Source organism: Lacibacter cauensis (assembly GCF_007830055.1).
GTDB lineage: Bacteria > Bacteroidota > Bacteroidia > Chitinophagales > Chitinophagaceae > Lacibacter > Lacibacter cauensis.
Window position 1 is genome coordinate 375,302 of sequence record NZ_VLLE01000002.1, and the last position, 19,766, is coordinate 395,067.

The 19,766-nt window shown below is 42.5% G+C and carries 11 protein-coding genes; all 11 read left to right on the forward strand.

The window, feature by feature from the left end; translation table 11 throughout:
* The 11 genes from IQ13_RS01575 (at position 1) to IQ13_RS01625 (ending at position 19,713) form a co-directional block, all read left to right on the forward strand.
* Positions 1–1,368 carry an MFS transporter gene (locus tag IQ13_RS01575; protein ID WP_144883829.1) on the forward strand — a complete coding sequence of 456 codons (1,368 nt, stop codon included), beginning with the start codon at positions 1–3 and terminating at the stop codon, positions 1,366–1,368.
* A gap of 50 nt (positions 1,369–1,418) precedes the next feature.
* Complete coding sequence (locus tag IQ13_RS01580; protein ID WP_242009450.1) at positions 1,419–3,551, forward strand: alpha-L-rhamnosidase-related protein; 2,133 nt, start codon at positions 1,419–1,421, stop codon at positions 3,549–3,551.
* 1 nt (position 3,552) lies between these two features.
* Positions 3,553–5,559: an aceric acid hydrolase gene (locus tag IQ13_RS01585; RefSeq protein WP_144883831.1), complete on the forward strand. Its 2,007-nt coding sequence runs from the start codon at positions 3,553–3,555 to the stop codon at positions 5,557–5,559.
* Positions 5,560–5,654: 95 nt separating this feature from the next.
* On the forward strand, positions 5,655–6,899 hold the full coding sequence (locus IQ13_RS01590; RefSeq protein ID WP_144883833.1) for a ribulose-bisphosphate carboxylase large subunit family protein: 1,245 nt from the start codon (positions 5,655–5,657) through the stop codon (positions 6,897–6,899).
* Between the two features lie 117 nt (positions 6,900–7,016).
* A complete protein-coding gene (locus IQ13_RS01595; protein ID WP_144883835.1) occupies positions 7,017–8,306 on the forward strand; it encodes a four-carbon acid sugar kinase family protein in 1,290 nt (429 codons plus the stop codon).
* Positions 8,307–8,540: 234 nt separating this feature from the next.
* Entirely contained in the window at positions 8,541–9,215 is a 675-nt protein-coding gene (locus IQ13_RS01600) for an aspartate/glutamate racemase family protein (RefSeq protein WP_144883837.1), read from the forward strand.
* Positions 9,216–9,262: 47 nt separating this feature from the next.
* Complete coding sequence (locus IQ13_RS01605; RefSeq protein WP_144883839.1) at positions 9,263–10,546, forward strand: bile acid:sodium symporter family protein; 1,284 nt, start codon at positions 9,263–9,265, stop codon at positions 10,544–10,546.
* A 10-nt stretch (positions 10,547–10,556) separates the two neighbouring features.
* Complete coding sequence (locus tag IQ13_RS01610; RefSeq protein WP_144883841.1) at positions 10,557–11,849, forward strand: glycoside hydrolase family 88/105 protein; 1,293 nt, start codon at positions 10,557–10,559, stop codon at positions 11,847–11,849.
* Between the two features lie 79 nt (positions 11,850–11,928).
* Entirely contained in the window at positions 11,929–15,204 is a 3,276-nt protein-coding gene (locus IQ13_RS01615; protein WP_242009451.1) for a glycoside hydrolase family 2 TIM barrel-domain containing protein, read from the forward strand.
* A 109-nt stretch (positions 15,205–15,313) separates the two neighbouring features.
* Positions 15,314–16,321 (forward strand): glycoside hydrolase family protein, encoded by a 1,008-nt coding sequence (locus tag IQ13_RS01620; RefSeq protein ID WP_199758149.1) that lies wholly within the window; start codon positions 15,314–15,316, stop codon positions 16,319–16,321.
* A gap of 116 nt (positions 16,322–16,437) precedes the next feature.
* Positions 16,438–19,713 carry a glycosyl hydrolase gene (locus IQ13_RS01625; protein WP_242009452.1) on the forward strand — a complete coding sequence of 1,092 codons (3,276 nt, stop codon included), beginning with the start codon at positions 16,438–16,440 and terminating at the stop codon, positions 19,711–19,713.
* The last annotated feature ends 53 nt before the right edge of the window (positions 19,714–19,766 follow it).

Consider the following 19,766-nt stretch of genomic DNA (forward strand, 5'->3'; position numbering starts at 1 on the left):
ATGGAACATAAAAAAGGAAGTTTAAAAAGTACGATTGCTGTATCGCTCACAAATTACCTGGATGCAGGAGCAATCGTTGCAGGCGCAAGCGGGTTGACGCTTTGGCAAAATTACCTTGGGCTTAACGAAGGGCATCTCGGTTGGCTGAATGCGCTTAGCGCTAACGCATTTGGAGCGGCTATTGGTGCAATTTTCGGTGGTTTCCTTGCCGACAAATACGGACGCAAAACCATTTATACATACAACATGCTTGTATATATGCTTGGGATAGCTATCATCATGTTTACTGTTAATTTTCCCATGCTATTGATTGGCTTCCTTGTTACAGGTATTTCTGTAGGTGTGGGTGTTCCTGCTTCCTGGACCTATATTTCCGAAAATTCAGAAGTAGGTAACCGTGGAAAGAATATGGGTATTTCACAGTTTGCATGGGGTGTGGGTCCAATGATTATTTTATTGCTGGGCATGCTCCTTGCTCCTGGCAACGCTGATGCTTCGGCTGGTGTTTTATTTGATTACGTGCAAAAAATAGCAACACTTTTTATTGGTAAAGATGCAAGTGTTGAAGCCATCAATGTATTCAGCAGCCGTATCATTTTTGGATCGTTGTTAGTGGTTGCTTTTATCGCATGGACGTTGCAACGAAAACTCAATGAATCGAAAGATTGGGAAGAAGCAAAGCAATCACAATCAAACGAAAAACAACCGGACGTTTTCGCATCGTTTGGTACGCTCTTTACCAACAAAGTGAATATCCGCACAATGCTATTCCTGGCCGGCATTTACATCAGCTGGAATATGGTGGCTTCGGTAATGGGTTTCTTTCAGCAACATATTTATGAAACCGCAGGCGGTCTTTCAAATGGTGAGGCCAACATGATTACGGCAGTACAATGGATTGTGATTATTGCAGTCACTTATTTTGGATTTGCCATGTTGGTTGATAAAGTGAATCAACGCTGGCTCTATGTTTTCGGTACAACGATTGGGATAGTGGCCTGGTTCATTCTTATTTTCATCGGAATAAAAAATCATGTTGCATTATGGACGTTCACCATGCTTTGGGGCATACATGCCGGCATAAGTGTGCAGGCATTTTATGCGCTTTGGGCTTCAGAACTTTTTCCGGCAAAATACCGGGCAGCTGCGCAGGGCATCATGTTCTTTGCCGTTAGAAGCATTGCAGCAGCATGGGGATTTGGTTTTGTAAATATTTATGGTGAGAATGGTGAAGGATTTTATACTGCAGCTTACATTATGATCGGGCTGCTCATTTTTGCACTGATCGTAGGAACAATCTGGACACCAAAAACCCAAGGCAAATCATTACAACAAATAACCAATGAAAGATACGGAGAGGATATCTAGAGTTTTAGAATAATGTAAAGCAAACAACACGAAGCAATTAACGTGAAGCAATGAACAACTCTTTTTTATCAAATATTTCTTCTGCAGCAACCTGGATATGGTATCCCGGCGATTTTGAAATTGTGCTAGCCAATAAAATGCAAAACCGTCGTACAGAACGAGGCACCTTCTTTCCTGTATTTTGGAAAATAGATAGCCATTATGTGCTGATGGATTTTCACAAAGTGTTTGATGTGCCCACAGAAGAAACGGTGGACATTTACGTAGAAGGCGAATACAATGTAAAGCTCGATGGAAAAGCATTTGAAGGAAGTCCCAAGCAGATTACAGTTCCTGCCGGTAAACACAAGATCAACATTAAAGTATTTAATCAGGCCAACGTGCCTGCTATTTATGTCAAAGGAAAGACCATCGTATCGGATGCTACCTGGCTCGTGACATTTGAAGACAAAGAATGGATTGATGAAACGGGCAAAGCCTCCGACATCTCCGCTACTAAATGGGTTCATGCAGGTAGTTCGAATTTTAATTCGCCTACGCAATTGCCTTCGGAGTTTATGCTACCGACAAGAAAGCAAGCAGCAGTATCAACCTTAAAAGGAAAGAACTCTATGCTGGTTGATTTTGGAAAGGAAACCTTTGGGTTTATTCAATTGCACGGGTTGAGTGGGAAAGGTAAACTGTCGGTGTACTATGGTGAATCAGAAGAAGAAGCATTATCAGCAGAGCATTGCGAAACGTTGGACAGGGTAGATGTGAACAACCCTGAGAAGAAAGATAAGATCATGAAACTGTCGAAAGCTTTTCGTTTTGTAAATGTGCAATACGATGAAGGGGTGACACTTGATTCTGTTTCGATGCTGTATGAATATGCTGATGTAAAAGAACGTGGCAGTTTCAGTTGTAACGATGAAGAGATCAATCGTATTTACGATGTATCAAAATATACGTTTGAATTAAACACAAGAGAATTTTTTATTGATGGTATCAAACGTGATCGTTGGATCTGGAGTGGTGATGCCTTTCAAAGTTATTTGATGAACTATTATCTCTACTTCGACAACGAAACAGTAAAACGTACTACCTATGCGTTGCGGGGAAAAGATCCGGTAACAGGGCACATTAACACCATCATGGATTATACGTTCTACTGGTTCCTCGGTATTTATGATTATTATCTCTACACCGGCGATAAAGATTTTATTGTACAGAACTATGATCGCATGAAAACGCTGATGGATTACGTGCTGGCAAGAAGAAATAGAGAGGGGTTGATGGAATGGATGACAGGCGACTGGATTTTTATCGATTGGGCTGCTGAACTCAGCAAAAAAGGCGAAGTGAGCTTTGAACAGTTATTGCTTGCACGTAGCCTGGAAACAATGGCTTTGTGCGCTAACATTGCCAACAATAAAGATGCTGCAACACACTACAATACCCTGGCTGCAGATATGCGTAGTAAGTTATTCAACATTTACTGGAACGATACAAAGCAGGCATTGGTGCACAGCCGTGTAGATGGCAAGCAAACAGAAAATGTTACACGTTATGCCAATATGTTCTCCATCTTCTTCGATTATTTTAATGAGCAACAAAAACAACAGGTGAAAACATCTGTTTTACTGAACGACGATATTCAGAAGATCACTACACCTTACATGCGTTTCTACGAACTGGAAGCATTGTGTGCTTTAGGCGAACAGGATTATGTGTTGAAAGAAATGAAAGACTATTGGGGAGGAATGTTGAAACTCGGAGCAACAAGTTTCTGGGAAGAATACGATCCAACCAAAAAAGGAGCAGAGCATTATGCGATGTATGGCAGAGCGTTTGGAAAAAGTTTATGCCATGCTTGGGGCGCAAGTCCGTTGTATTTGTTGGGTAAATATTACCTCGGCGTAAAGCCAACAGCGCCGGGTTATTCTGAATATGTTGTTGAACCAAATCTTGGTGGATTGGAATGGATGCAGGGTAAAGTACCTACGCCACAAGGTGAAATTGAATTGTATGTAAGTAAAGAGCAGGTGAAGATCAAAGGGGTAACAGGAGAGGGGACAATTAAATTAAAAAGTAAATCTCAGCCTTTAGGTAATAATGTAACAGCTGTTTCAAAAGGAAATGATTTGTATGAGATAACTGTTATGCCCGGAGTTGAATATGTTATTAACTATAAAGCACAATAAGATGAAAAGAATCAGTGTTACATTGGTGCTATCTATTTTATTGCTGAACCAGGTTTCAGCGCAAACAAGTCTTGTCAACACACAAGGCAGCAGTTATGCAAAGCTTACCGGCGTAGGCATCAGTGATGTGCAATGGACAAAAGGTTTCTGGGCCGAACGTTTTGCTGTTTGTCGTGATGCCATGCTGCCGCAGCTTTGGCAAACCTATACCAGCAAAGACATCTGTTATTCGTTTCAGAATTTTCGAGTGGCTGCCGGTTTAGATACCGGTCGTTTCCGTGGCCCATCGTTTCATGATGGTGATTTTTATAAAACACTGGAAGCGGTGGCAGCCATGTATGCCAACACTAAAGATCCGAAGTTGGAAAAATGGATGGATGAAGCCATTGATGTAATTGGTAAAGCACAAAAGAGCGATGGTTATATCTATACCAAGAACATCATCGAACAAAAGAAAACAGGCAAGGATAAAATGTTTGATGATCAGTTAAGTTTTGAAGCCTACAACTTTGGTCATTTAATGACGGCGGCCTGTGTGCATTACCGTGCAACGGGTAAAACAACTTTGCTCAACATTGCAAAGAAAGCAGCCGATTTTCTGATTGGGTTTTATGCAACGGCAACTCCTGAACTGGCACGCAATGCGATCTGTCCATCGCATTACATGGGCTTAACCGAATTGTACCGCACTACAAACGAAAAGAAATATCTCGATCTGGTGATTCATCTCATCAATATCCGTGGTACGGTTGAAGGAACAGATGATAACAGCGACCGTGCACCTTTCCGTGAAATGAATAAAGTGGTTGGTCATGCTGTGAGGGCGAATTATTTGTTTGCAGGTGTGGCCGATGTGTATGCTGAAACAGGCGATGCAACCTTGATGAACACTTTGAACAAAATGTGGAACAATGTCATCAATACAAAAATGTATGTAACCGGTGGTTGCGGTGCGTTATATGATGGTGTGAGTGTGGATGGTACTTCGTACAAACCTGACACCGTGCAGAAAGTGCACCAGAGTTATGGAAGAGATTATCAGTTACCCAACTTCAGTGCACACAATGAAACCTGCGCCAACATTGGTAATGTATTGTGGAACTGGCGGATGTTTTTATTAACTGGAGAATCGAGATATGCTGATATTGTTGAACTCGCTTTATACAACAGCGTGTTGAGCGGTGTGAGCATGGACGGCACAAAATATTTTTACACCAATCCATTGGCAGCAACAGCAAACTACCCGTACCATCTGCGTTGGGAAGGTGGAAGAGTGCCTTATATCAGCAAATCGAATTGCTGTCCGCCGAATGTAGTGCGTACCATTGCTGAAGTAAACAGTTATATGTACAGTATTGGTGAAAAAGGTTTGTACATCAATATGTACGGCGGCAATACATTGGTAACGGAGTTACATGATGGAACCAAGATCAAACTGGAGCAAACAACCAATTATCCCTGGAGCGGTGCGGTTGTTATGAACATAAAAGAACTGTCAAAGAATGGAACGAAAATTTTTCTTCGCATTCCGGGTTGGTGCAATCGATTTGACATAAAACAAAACGGTAAACTTGTTGCAGCGAAAAGAGAAAATGGTTATGTTGAGTTAACGGTAAAAGCAAATGATAAACTAGAGCTCACTATGGATATGCCTGCAACACTTATCGAAAGCAATCCATTGGTGGAAGAAACAAGAAACCAGGTAACAGTAAAGCGTGGACCGGTGATCTATTGTCTGGAATCAACAGACCTGCCACAACAAAACGTATTTGATGTGCTGATTCCATCCAACATCAAACTGCAACCTGTGCCGATGAAAATTGCAGAAGGAAATGTAATGGCCTTAACAGGTGAAGCAAGATTGCTCGATCAGAATCAATGGAACAATACCTTATATAAAGAAGTAAATACAAAACTAAAGCCGGTAATCATTAAACTTATTCCGTATTACGCATGGGCCAACCGTGGTAAAACAGATATGACGGTTTGGTTGCCGTTGGCAAGATAGTAGATGGAACCACAAAGACACGAAGGCAGAAAGATTCACTAAGACTTCGTGTTGCGTTGTGCACTTAGTGTCTTAAGGGTTCAAAACAAAAAAACATGGAAAGAATTTTAGCAACATATTACATCGAAACGCCGTATGCGCCGGAGAAGGCAGCAGCGGTATTGGCCGGTGAACAATCATCTGGAACATTTGTAGCGGTGCCCGGCGAAACAGCGGAACTCAAACAACGCTTTGCGGCAAGAGTGGAATCGGTAGAAGTATTGGAAACAGTGAATGAACCAGCCATTCCCGGTGCAACGAGTAAGGATGGGAAGTACCACCGTGCCATTGTGAAAGTATCGTGGAGCATCGAAAACTTCGGTTACAATCTCCCTGTGATGGTTTCAACCCTGCAGGGAAATTTATACGAGATCACACAATTCACCGGTTTAAAGTTGATGGATATTGAATTGCCTGCCTCATTCGGCGAACAATTCAAAGGTCCAGCATTTGGTATTGAAGGATGCAGACAATTAACAGGCGTGCAAGGTCGTCCAATGATCGGCACTATCATCAAGCCATCTATTGGTTTATCGCCTGAGCAAACGGCTGCAATGGTTAAGACATTGGCTGAAGCAGGAATTGATTTTGTAAAAGATGATGAACTGCTTTCTTCATCGGGCAACTCCAGTTTCAATGACCGTGTTGATGCAGTGATGAACGTCATCAACGCACATGCAGATAAGACAGGTAAGAAAGTAATGTATGCATTCAATCTCAGTGGAGAAGTGGATGAAATGCTGCAGCGTTATGAGAAGATTGTTAACAGTGGCGGTACCTGTGCTATGATCAGCATTAACAGTGTAGGCCTGGCAGCTGCGAAGAAAATTATGGATCAGCGGCAATTGGCGATACATGCACACCGCAATGGTTGGGGTATGCTGACAAGACATCCATTGTTAGGAATCGATTATAAAGCGTATCAGAAAATATGGCGATTGGCAGGTGCAGACCAGATGCATGTGAACGGTATTCAAAATAAATTCTGGGAGAGTGATGATAGTGTCGTGGCATCGATTGAAGCATGCTTAACAAAAATGTTTGATCATAAAACAGTGGTGCCGGTTGTATCATCGGGTCAATGGGGAGGACAGGCATTTGAAACATACAGAAGAACAAAAACAGTTGATCTGTTGTACATGGCTGGTGGCGGTATCATGGCCCATCCAATGGGTGCAGCAGCAGGCGTGGTGGCATTACAGCAGGCATGGAAAGCAGCGGTGGATGGTTTAACGTTGGAAGATGCGGCAAAGCAGTATAAAGAGTTTGCAGCAGCTGTTGAAAAATTCGGTAAGAGGTAATTGCCACGAAGACACAAAGACAGGAAGCCTGCCTGGCGGCAGACAGGAAACACAAAGAAGAAAACAATAATAAAAAATTTGAGTCGCTTAGTGCCTTCGTGCCTTAGTGGCAAAAAAATGAACAACAAACAAAACATATTACTCGCATTTTACGGTGATGATTTCACCGGCAGCACTGATGCGCTTGAATTTATTACAAGAGCCGGTGCAAAAGCCGTGTTGTTTATTGAACCACCAACTGCAGAACAGTTACTGCAGTTTCCGGATATTGATGTGATTGGAGTGGCGGGTAAAACAAGAGCTTTATCACCTGCACAGATGCAGGAGATATTGTTGCCTGCATTTGAACAACTGAAAGCAAGTGGTGCAAAGCAGGTGCATTACAAAGTGTGCTCTACATTTGATTCGTCAGCAACAGTTGGCAGTATTGGTAAAGCCATTGATTGCGGTGCAACAGTTTTTCCAAACAAACTGATTCCGGTAATTGGCGGTATGCCTGCATTGGGTCGGTATTGTTTGTTCGGTAATCTGTTTGCACGCATGGGCATTGGAAGTAACGGAAAAATTTATCGATTGGATCGTCATCCATCGATGAGTAAACATCCGGTAACACCGGCAGATGAAAGTGATCTGCGTCTGCATATTGGAAAACAAACAGAAAAGAAAATAGGATTGATCGATATTACACAACTTGATCTTCCTGTTGAGCAATGGAAAGAAGCGTTAACAGATGAAGAAGTTATTTTAGTTGATACGATGTATGAAGAACAATTGACAAAGGTCGGAGAGTGGATGAATGACTTGGAAGAAGAAAAGACATTGTTCAGTGTGGGAGGCTCAGGTGTGGAAGCTGCATTGGGTAATTACTGGAATGAAAAAGGATTATTGACCAAAGTAAGTGAATGGAAAAAACCGGTCAAGGCAACGCCGTTATTGGTAGTGTCGGGCAGTTGTTCGCCTGTTACAGCTGCACAGATTGCATGGGCAAAGTCAAATGATTTTGAAGAAGTGATCATTGATGCACAGAAAATAGTGGATGAAGGAACGGTTGATGCAGCTGTACTAAATCATGTGGCGGTATTTCTGCAAAAACAAAAGAACGTACTTGTACATACAGGCAGTAAACAAACAGAAAATCTTTCTTCGGAGAAATTGGGAGCAGCGTTGGGCATTATTGCTAAGCATGCGGTGTTGCATTCAAATGTGAAACGTGTGGTGGTGGCCGGTGGCGATACAAGCAGTTATGCAGCGAGAGCCATGGGGATTGATGCAGTGGAAATGATCGCACCAATTGTAAGTGGGGCACCGTTGTGTAAAGCTTATTCGAAGAATAAAAAGATCAACGGACTGGAAGTGAATTTTAAAGGCGGACAGGTTGGGGCGGAGGATTATTTCGGACTCTTTTGAACCACTAAGGCGCTAAGTCACGAAGGGACACGAAGAATAGCCTTTGTGTTACTTAATGTTATCTGTGTCTTTGTGGTTCCCAAAAAGATGAACAGAAATACAGAACGTACCACCGCTTGCAGCGGGGTGCCACAAAAATGTTCATTCGTATTGTGTGGCACAAGTGTGCGACGCAACAACAGCTAAACAGAAATACAAAAGTTGGTATCATAAAATAAAACGAACATAAACAAGATGTCACAAAAAACATTAGGATTGGTTCATACATCGGCAACATTGGTGCCTGTGTTTGCAGACTTGGTGAGTAAGTATTTGCCGAATGTAAAAGTCTTCAACATTGTGGATGACAGTTTGATCAAGAACACCATTGCTTGCGGTGAATTAACTGCGTCAACAAGTAAACGAGTGGTGAACTATGCCGCATCGGCAGAAGAAGCAGGAGCAGATTATATTTTGTTCACCTGTTCTTCCATCGGTCCTGCAGTTGAAACCGCAGCAACATTAACAGGTGTGCCTGTGTTGCGGGTAGATCAGCCAATGGCCGACAAAGCAGTAGCAACCGGGAAAAAGATCGGCGTGGTAGCAACACTGTCAACCACATTAAATCCAACAAGCGATTTGGTTAGAAGAAGGGCATTGGTCGCAGGAAAAGAAATTGAATTGAAAGCTGTGTTGTGCGAAGGCGCATTTGAAGCATTGATGAGTGGCGATGCAGCCACACACGATCAAAAAGTAGGTGATGTATTAAAGCAACTCGCCAACGAGGTAGATGTAATTGTATTGGCGCAGGCAAGCATGGCAAGAGTGGTGGACACATTAACCGATGCAGAAAAGAAAGTGCCGATACTGGCAAGCCCGCCAATTGCGATGGAATATTTAAAAACATTGCTCACAGATAACGCAGATTAACACAGATGTATTAGTCAGTGAAATCCGTGTAATCAGTGAGAAATAAAATGAAGAAATCTTTTTTATACATATCGCTTGTTTGCCTTTTGCTCGTTGTCGTTGGTGCGGCAATTGAGAATGCATCGTTGTACAAACCTTCGGCATTGATCGCTGCCATCAGTTTGGCAATCGGGCTTGGTTCGGTGCCATCGCTGAAAGGATATCAATACACCGCATGGATCATCAGTGCTGTTGCTGCGGGAATGCTGTTCCCGGAAGCATTTAAAAACTGGGGTGGCGTCAACCTGCGGGATAAAACATTGATCCTTGTCATTATTCAACTAGTGATGTTTGGCATGGGTACACATATGAGCTTAAAAGATTTCAGCGGATTGGCATCAACAGGCAAAGGTGTATTGGTGGGTTTGTTCTGTCATTTCTCCATAATGCCGTTGATGGGTTTATTGCTGACAAAAGTTTTTCAGTTTGAACCGGAGATTGCAGCCGGTATTATTCTCATCGGTAGTTGCAGCAGTGGCCTGGCAAGTAATGTAATGGTGTATTTGGCAAAAGCGAATTTAGTGTTGAGTGTAATTGTAACAGCCATGGCAACTTTGGTAGCACCGCTGTTAACACCATTGCTAATGAAAACACTGGCCGGCACACTCATTGAAATAAAGTTTGTGGATATGATGATGGAGATCATCAAGATTGTACTGGTGCCGATCGGCGCTGCACTGGTACACGATTTTTTAAAACATGCAGGCACAACACAAAAAAAGAAAGTACACCTCATAGCTGCAGTTGCTGCTATCTGGATCGTTACAGTGGTATTGTTGCAAGGCAACATTGATAATAACGGTCTGTTGCAAAGCATACAGCTATCGGCTTTTTTTGCAGGAGCTGTGATTGCAGGTGTGTTGTATCATTGGCTGTGGGTGAAGTTTCCAAAGCTCGACAGTATCATGCCGTTGATCTCGATGTTTGGGATTATTTATTTTACAACTGTAACCACCGCTGCAGGAAGAGAAAATTTGATGAAGGTTGGATTGTTATTGTTTATTGCATCGGTTATTCATAATGCAGCCGGTTACTTCTTTGGTTACTGGCTCAGTCGTTTGTTTGGGATGGATAAAAATTCAAGTCGCACCATTGCGTTTGAAGTTGGTTTGCAAAACGGCGGCATGGCAAGCGGTATTGCAGGCAGCATGGGTAAGTTGGGAACGGTTGGTTTGGCAGCTGCGGTGTTTAGTCCGTGGATGAACATCAGCGGAAGTTTGCTGGCGAACTACTGGAGAAGAAGACCGGTTGAAACACAAAGACCGGAAGACACAAAGGAACACAAAGATTAAATCTTATAAAATGATAAAATCACTTGTACGTTCTGTACGCTACTCTGCAGATAGAACCACAGAGACAGGAAGACACAAAGGAACACGAAGGAAATTCTTTGTGCTACTTACTGTACTTAGTGCAATCGTGGTTCCTGCTGTTGCACAAATTGAATACGCCAAACAAATGGCTGCTACCATCATGAAGCAATACAAAGATTCAATGGTGGTGAAAAAGTATGCCAGTCATCTGGAACAGGATAAATTGCCAACAGGTGATCGTCCGGCCAACTGGAATTATGAAATAGGCGTTGTGCTGATGGGCTTTGAACGTTTGTGGAAAATGACGAACGATCAAACCTATATCGATTATACCAAACACATCGTTGATCACTTTATTACCGCTGATGGAAAGATCAGAACCTATGTGATGGATGAATACAACAGCGATAATATTCCTCCCGGCCGTCAACTGTTGCGTTTACATCAATTGTATAAAGACGAGAAATATAAAACTGCTGCACAAACATTGCGTGATCAGATCAGTATTCAGCCACGGAATAAGGTGGGCGGCTTTTGGCATAAGCTGAAATACCCTTCGCAAATGTGGCTCGATGGTTTGTACATGATCGAACCGTTTTATGCAGAGTATGCAGTGGTAAATAAGCAACAACAGGATTTTAACGATATCATCAACCAGTTTGTGTGGATGGGAAAATATAGTCGTGATACAAAAACAGGTTTGCTGTACCATGGCTGGGATGAAAGCAAACTGCAAGGCTGGGCGAATAAACAAACAGGTACTTCACCGGAGTTCTGGAGCCGCAGCATGGGTTGGTATATGATGGCATTGGTGGATGTGCTGGATTTTATTCCTGCAACTCATCCAAGAAGAAAAGAATTGATTGCAATATTGAATCGTCTCTCAACTGCCATTGTAAAATTCCAGGATGCAAAGAGTGGTGTGTGGTGGCAGGTAACTGATAAGGCGAATAAGGAAAAGAATTATCTCGAATCATCGGGTACGGCCATGTTTGTGTTTGCACTGGCAAAGGGCATCCGCATGCATTATTTGCCTGCAACATTCAATGCACCTTTGCAAAAAGCCTACAAGGGCATGATCAGCCAATTTGTAACAACCGACGCCAACGGTCAGTATCATTTTATTCAGGCTGTTGCAGGTGCCGGTTTGGGCGGCATTCCTTATCGTGATGGTACCTATGAATATTATGTGAACGAACCGAGAAGAGATGATGATCTGAAAGCGATCGGGCCATTTATCCAGGCATGTATTGAAATGGAGTTGATGAAAAAGAAAAAGTAAAATGAAAGAAGAGAAGAAGAATAGAACCACGGAGACACAAAGACACAGAGATATAATAAGTTTTTGTGTATTCCTCAGTGTGCTCAGTGTCTCTGTGGTGCAAACCGCATTTGCACAGTTGGTTGATAAAACACCGGCTGCTGTTCCTGTTGCGCCAACAATTTTTAATCGTGAGCCGTACGAAGATCCGTATGTGAGCGGCATCAACAGGGATCAATCAAGAGTAACAGCTTATTCATTTGCAACTGTTGCAGATGCATTGAAGGACGACAGAACTAAAAGTGGACGTTATCTTTCATTAAACGGCGATTGGGATTTTTCATTCTCATTAAAGCCTTCTGATGCACCAAAGGATTTTTATAAAAGCAAAGTGAGTGGGTGGAAGAAGATCATTGTTCCATCGAGTTGGGAAATGCAGGGTTACGATAAACCGATTTACAAAAGTGCTGTGTATCCTTTTCGTCCGGTAAATCCGCCGCATGTGCCGCAGGATTATAACGGTGTTGGTTGTTATCAAAAAACATTTACCGTTCCTGTCAATTGGAAGAACATGAATATCACGCTGCATTTTGGAGGTGTGAGTTCAGCGTATAAATTATGGATCAACGGAAAGTTTGCCGGTTATGCTGAAGATAGTTTTCTGCCAAGTGAATTTAACATTACTCCTTACTTACAGGATGGAGAAAACATCATTTCTGTTTGGGTGATACGCTGGAGTGATGGCAGTTTTTTAGAAGACCAGGATCAATGGCGCATGAGTGGTATTCATCGTGAAGTGTATTTGCAGGCAGAGCCCAAGCTTCGTATTGCAGATTTCTTTTACCAAACAAAATTGGATAAAGATTATAAAGATGCATTGCTGAGTATCCGTCCACGCATCGAAAATTTATCCGGTGCTGATATGCCCGGTTATGTGTTGAAGGCGCAGGTATACGATGCCAACAATCAGCCGGTTTTACAACAACCGCTTTCGAAAAAAACGGATGAGATCATCAATGAAATTCATCCACGGTTAGATCGTGTAAAATTTGGACTGATGGAAGCAACTATCAGTAATCCCAAAAAGTGGAGCCCCGAAGAACCGAATTTATACAAGCTGGTATTGACATTAGAAGACAGTACCGGTAAAGTACTCGAAGTAAAAACATGCAGGCTTGGTTTCCGTTCCATTGAATTTCGCAAGAGCGACAGCAAATTACTCATCAACGGAAAACTCACTTACTTGTATGGCGTTAATCGTCCCGATCATCATCCCACAAGAGGGAAGGCATTAACAAGAGAAGATATTTTACAGGATATTAAAACAATCAAACAATTCAATTTTAATTGTGTTCGTCTCAGTCATTATCCAAGCGATCCATATTTGTTAGACCTGTGTGATGAGTTCGGCATAATGGTCATTGATGAAGCAAATCTGGAAACGCATGGTTTGGGTGGAAAGCTGAGTCATGATGCGGCATGGGCAGGTGCTTATGTGGAGCGTATCAGTCGTATGGCTTTGCGTGATAAAAATCATCCGAGCATTATCATGTGGAGTTTGGGTAACGAAGCAGGTAGTGGACCCAATCATGCAGCGATGGCCGCATGGATCAAAGACTTTGATATGACGAGACCTTTGCATTACGAACCCGCAATGGGCAGCCCGAAAGAAGAAGGTTATATCGATCCAAGTGACAGCCGTTATTTAAAAAGCAATGATCATTCGCATCGCATTCAGAATCCGGTGGATCAATATTATGTAGATGTAGTCAGCAGAATGTATCCATCTGATTACACCGCACCATTATTAGTGAATCAAAACAACGGCGATCATCGTCCCATTTTCTTTTGTGAGTACGCACATGCCATGGGCAACAGTGCCGGTAACTTAAAAGATTTTTGGGATCAGTGGCGTAGTTTGCCGAGAGTGATCGGCGGTTGCATCTGGGAGTTTAAAGATCAGGGCTTGGAGAAAACCGATTCGGCAGGTGTAAAGTTTTATGCTTATGGTGGTGATTATGGCGAACGGTACTTCGACAACTTCACCATCAAAGGAATTGTGGCAGCAGATGGCAGGTCCAAGCAGGCGATGTATGAATGCAAACGTATTTTTCAACCGATACAGGTTGAGTGGGCTGACCCGATAGCTATCGGGTCATTGAAAGGTATCATCCGCATCATCAACCGTAGTGAAGTAAAGAATGTGAATGCTTATACGGCTTATATTGTTGTGAAAGAAGATGGAAAGATTATTTCCAATCAGCAGATCGGTGGTATTGATGTAGCGCCTGCAACAACAGTGGATTTTCCTGTGTCAAAATGGTTACCGAAAGCAAAAGCAGCATCGGAATATCATGTAGAGTTGAAGTTTGTATTGCAAAAAGCCGAAGCATGGGCGCCTGCGGGTTTTGAGATTGCAAGTAATCAGTTGGTATTAAAGCCTGCTTCGTCTACAACAAATCGTTTTACTCCGGTTATCTATACAGAAACAGAAGAAGGATATACAATAAAACAGTTTGATTATTCCATTTTCATCAATAAGAAAACAGGTGCATTGGAATCGTACAAGCTGAGTGGTAAGGAACAGATCGCAGCGCCTTTATTACCGCATTTCACAAGACCGCAAACCGATAATGACAGGCGTGGATTTAAAACACATCGTGTATTGAAAGCATGGTATGAGAATAAGCCTGTATTGAAACATATTACTTTTTCTCAACAATATGGCCATCTCACTGTTGCAAGCTTTTATTCAATTGCAAAAGACAGTGCTCTTGCACGGATCATTTATCAGATAAATAAAGAAGGCGTTGTAAAAATAGACTTTATATTGAATGCTGTTTCAAAGCCCGGTCTGCCGAATATTCCAAAAGTTGGTATTCAGATGGGTATCAACAGAAGCTATGATCAAATCGAATACTTCGGTCGTGGACCATTTGAAAATTATATCGATCGTCGTTACGGTGCAGATGTGGGCATCTACAACCAGAATATTTTTGATTTTATGGAGCCGTATGTGGTGCCGCAGGAAAATGGTAACCGTACTGATGTACGTTGGATGTATCTCCACAACAAAACATCAAAAGATGGATTGCTGGTAGTGGCCGATAGTTTACTCAGCATGAGTGCATGGCCTTATACCGAAGAAAATATCCAGAACGCAAAGCATACGAATAAACTGAAAGAAGCAGGCTTTATCACACTCAATATTGATCTCATACAGATGGGTGTAGGTGGTAACGATAGCTGGAGCGAAGTGGCAGCACCATTGGAGCAATACCAGATCAAACCAAAGAATTATCAATACAGCTTTTATTTAGTTCCGTTCAACGCAAAAAAGAAATCAGCCGGTGAGAGAGCAAAAGAAATTAAATAGTAAGGTGAACCACAGAGACACAAAGACACAGAGATACACGAAGTGTGTATTGTTTTTTCTCTGTGTACTCTGTGCCTCTGTGGTTACTTCACAGGTGCCGCAGGAAATAATGCAGAAAGTATATGAAGAAGTAAAAACGCCTTTCAAATACGGGTTGGTTGTTACACCCGAAAATGAGACAAAGAAAATTGATTGTCCATCCGTCTTCCGCAAAGGAAATTCCTGGTATATGACCTACATCCAGTTCGATGGGCGTGGTTATGAAACATGGATCGCAAAAAGTAAAGATTTGTTGGATTGGACAACACTCGGCAAACTCATGAGTTTTTCTGATACCACTGATTGGGACAATAATCAGAAAGCAGGATACATTGCTTTGCAGAATACAAAATGGGGCGGTAATTACAAACTGGAAAAATACCAGAATAAATACTGGATGAGCTATATCGGCGGAAGAGATCGTGGTTATGAATCCGGCCCATTAGCAATCGGTATTGCCAACACAACCAATGATCCAATCAAACCACATGAGTGGAACCGGTTGTCAAAACCCGTTTTAAGTTCTACCGATACAGATGTGCGTTGGTGGGAAAACAGGAAATTATACAAGAGCACTGTTATTCGTGATAAAGACAAAACACTCGGCAGCGAGTTCATCATGTACTACAATGCCAATGGCGACAGCAGCGGCAATAAACCCAAGTGGCGCTGGTTCGAACGCATCGGCATGGCCGTGAGTGATGACATGGTCAACTGGAAACGTTACCATGCCGATCCGGTGATGGAACATGGTGTGGGTATTACCGGCGATGCCGTGCTGCAAAAAATCAACGATGTGTGGGTGATGTTTTATTTTGGTGCTTTCTGGGAAACAAGAAAGAATGAAACATTTAACCGGTTTGCGTGCAGTTACGACCTGGTGAACTGGACGGATTGGAAAGGTGAGGATCTCATCAAATCATCCGAACCGTATGATGCCAAATATGCACATAAAAGTTTTGTGGTAAAATGGAAGGGTGTGGTGTATCATTTCTATTGCGCCGTTGATAAGAAAGATAACCGAGGAATAGCTGTGGCTACTTCTGTTGACAAAGGAAAGAGTAAATTGCAGTTTTAGAGTTAAACACAGAGACACAAAGACACGGAGATTGCTTGTTGCATAAAAACTCTGGAAGACTTGCGTATATGAAGAGATTTTCTACATATTGTTTGTTGTATTTGATAGCTTTTTTTGTGAGTAATCATCTTGTTGCTCAGCAAACGAAACAGGGCAGTGTTGAACAGAGCTTTCTCAACCCGCCGCAATCGGCCAAGCCCTGGGTATTCTGGTATTGGATGCATGGTGCTTTTTCAAAAGAAGGTATTACGGCCGATCTGGAAGCGATGAAAGAAGTAGGCATTGGCGGTGCTTTCTTGATGCCCATCAAGGATACTACTTCAAAAATTCCATTTCAACCAACCGTGCGGCAGTTAACACCAGAATGGTGGAACCTGGTAAAGTTTGCCATGCAGGAAGCAAAACGTTTGAATCTGCAGTTAGGTATGCACGTAAGTGATGGTTTTGCATTGGCAGGTGGTCCGTGGATTACTCCGGAACTGAGCATGCAGAAACTGGTGTGGACGAAAACCTATGTTGCCGCCGGCGATACAACTGCTATTCAGTTAGCACAACCCGAAGGCTTTCAAAATTATTATAAGGACGTAGCAGTATATGCGTATCCCGCCAACAGCAGTAATGCGTTTAACGAAGTGGTGTCGGTGCCAACTGTTTCAACCAGCAATTATGTGCGTGCAAGTTTTCTGGCATATCGGCAAACCGGTAATAACGAGGCTTCATTTAAAAGTGATTCTGCCTGCTGGATTCAATACAAATATCCCAAGCCGTTTACCTGTCGCTCCATTGTTGTACGCACAGGTGGTAATGCCTACCAGGCTTTGCGTTTAATTGTACAAAGCAGCGATGATGGCGAAAATTTTACAACTGTAACACGTCTTGATCCGCCCCGTTTTGGTTGGCAGGATACGGATGAAGATTATACATTCTCTATTCCGTCTACTACAGCAAAATATTTTCGTTTTGTGTACGATAAAGACGGATCGGAGCCGGGCTCAGAAGATCTGGATGCAGCCAAATGGAAACCTTCCTTAAAAGTGATCGGTATTTATTTGAGCGATGAACCTTCTGTTCATCACTATGAAGCAAAAAATGGTTCAATGTGGCGTATCGGCACTGCAACAACAGTTGAGCAGGTACCGAACAATCTTGCAGTACCATTAAAGAATATCATCAACCTTACAGGTAAGATGGATGCAGCTGGTAATCTTAACTGGAAAGCACCTGCGGGTAACAATTGGGTCATCGTTCGTATTGGACATACGTCAACAGGTCATACCAATTATACCGGTGGAGCAGGTTTGGGTTTGGAGTGCGATAAGTTCAATGCAAAAGCAGTGAAGTGGCAATTCGATAACTGGTTCGGAAAAGCATTTGCTCAAGACCCAGCATTGGCAAAACAAGTATTGAAAGTGTTTCATATTGACAGCTGGGAATGTGGCAGCCAAAACTGGAGTGCAAATTTTGCAGCGGAGTTTAAGAAACGCAGAGGATACGATCTGATGCCTTACCTGTTAACGATGGCAGGTGTGCCTGTAGAAAGTGCAGATAAATCGGAAAAAGTGTTGCATGATGTTCGTGAAACGATTGCCGAGTTGGTGAACGATGTGTTTTATACCACACTCAAAAAAGAAGCACATGCATTGGGCTGCAGTGTAAATACAGAAGCCATTGCACCTACAATGGTAAGCGATGGTTTGATGCATTACAAACATGCAGATTTGCCGATGGGTGAATTTTGGTTCAATAGTCCTACACATGATAAACCCAATGATATGCGTGATGCCATCAGTGGTGCACATATCTACGGTAAGAAAATTATCCAGTCGGAATCGTTTACAACGGTGAGGATGGATTGGAGCGAACATCCCGGCAGTTTGAAAATTGTGGGCGACCGCAATTTTGCTTTAGGTATTAATAAAATGTCGTTGCATGTATTTGCACACAATCCGTTTCTCGATCGAAAGCCAGGTGTAACACTTGATGGTGTGGGTTTGTATTTTCAGCGAGATCAGACATGGTTTAAGCAAAGCAAAGCATGGATCGACTATTTAACACGTTGCCAGGCCTTGTTGCAAATGGGCGATCCTGTTGTGGATGTGGCAGTGTTCACCGGAGAAGAAGTGCCCCGTCGTTCGGTATTGCCCGATCGTTTGGTGAGTGTATTGCCCGGCATTTTTGGAAAAGAAAAAGTGGAAGCAGAAAAGAAGCGTTTGGAAAATAAAGGTCAGCCATTGCGACAAATACCGGATGGTGTAACACATTCGGCTAACATGGCCGATCCGGAAGACTGGATCGATCCGTTGAATGGTTATACCTACGATTCCTTTAACCCCGATGCATTGATGCTGATGCAGGTGAAGAATGGAAGAGTAGTATTGCCGGGTGGTGCGAGTTATGGCGTGTTGGTGATACCGGGAAAGATGCTGATGAACCCTAACCCAACGATGAGCGTTGCGGTACAAAAGAAATTACAACAACTGGCAAAAGCAGGTGCAAAAATTATTATCGATCAGAAATGGATGAAGCTGTTTGGCAACAACAAGAACGTAGTTGCAGCTCCATATATGGAAAGTTCGTTTGAAAAATTGGGCGTGAAGAGAGATGTAGAAATTAACGGAAATGCTGCACATGCAATTGCGTGGACGCACAGAAAAACGAATGAGGCTGATATTTATTTTTTGTCCAACCAAAGCAATACAGAAGCTTCTTTTGAAATTAAGTTCAGAGTTCATGGACATGATCATCTTGAGATTTATAATCCGGTAACAGGTGAAATAGGCGATTTGAGTTTTTTCGATCAAACCGATTCTCTTTTCATGGTTATGGCTCCCGGTCAATCGATGTTTTATGTCTTCCGGAAAACGAAACCTGTAAATAGTAAACAGCTTTCGCCACCCGTTACTGAGAAGTCAGAAATGTCTTTCAAATCAAAGAACTGGAATATTCAATTCAATCAAAAATATGGAGGACCTTCTTTATCTGTTAATACACAAGAGTTTCAGAGTTGGTCAATCTATTCCGATTCGTCTATAAAATATTATTCGGGTACAGCGGTGTATACAAATGTGTTTGATTGGAAACAGGATGTGACAAACCGTTCGATTTACCTGCAAATCGATTCACTCTACAATATTGCTACTGTAAAAGTAAACGGTGTTGATTGCGGTACAATCTGGACACAACCATATTCCGTTGATATTACCAAAGCAATCAGACAAGGTGAAAACAAAGTAGAGATATTCGTTACCAATACCTGGCATAACCGTTTAATCGGCGATCAGCTATTGCCGGAAGCAAAACGTATTACATGGACAACAGCGCCGTTCCGGTTGAAAGATAAACCCTTGTTGCCTGCAGGTATTGTGGGTGAAGTGAAATTGATTGTTCGATAATTATCAACCGCCGTCAGGGCTAATAGCCGCTGACGGGGTTGGGATACCCCGAC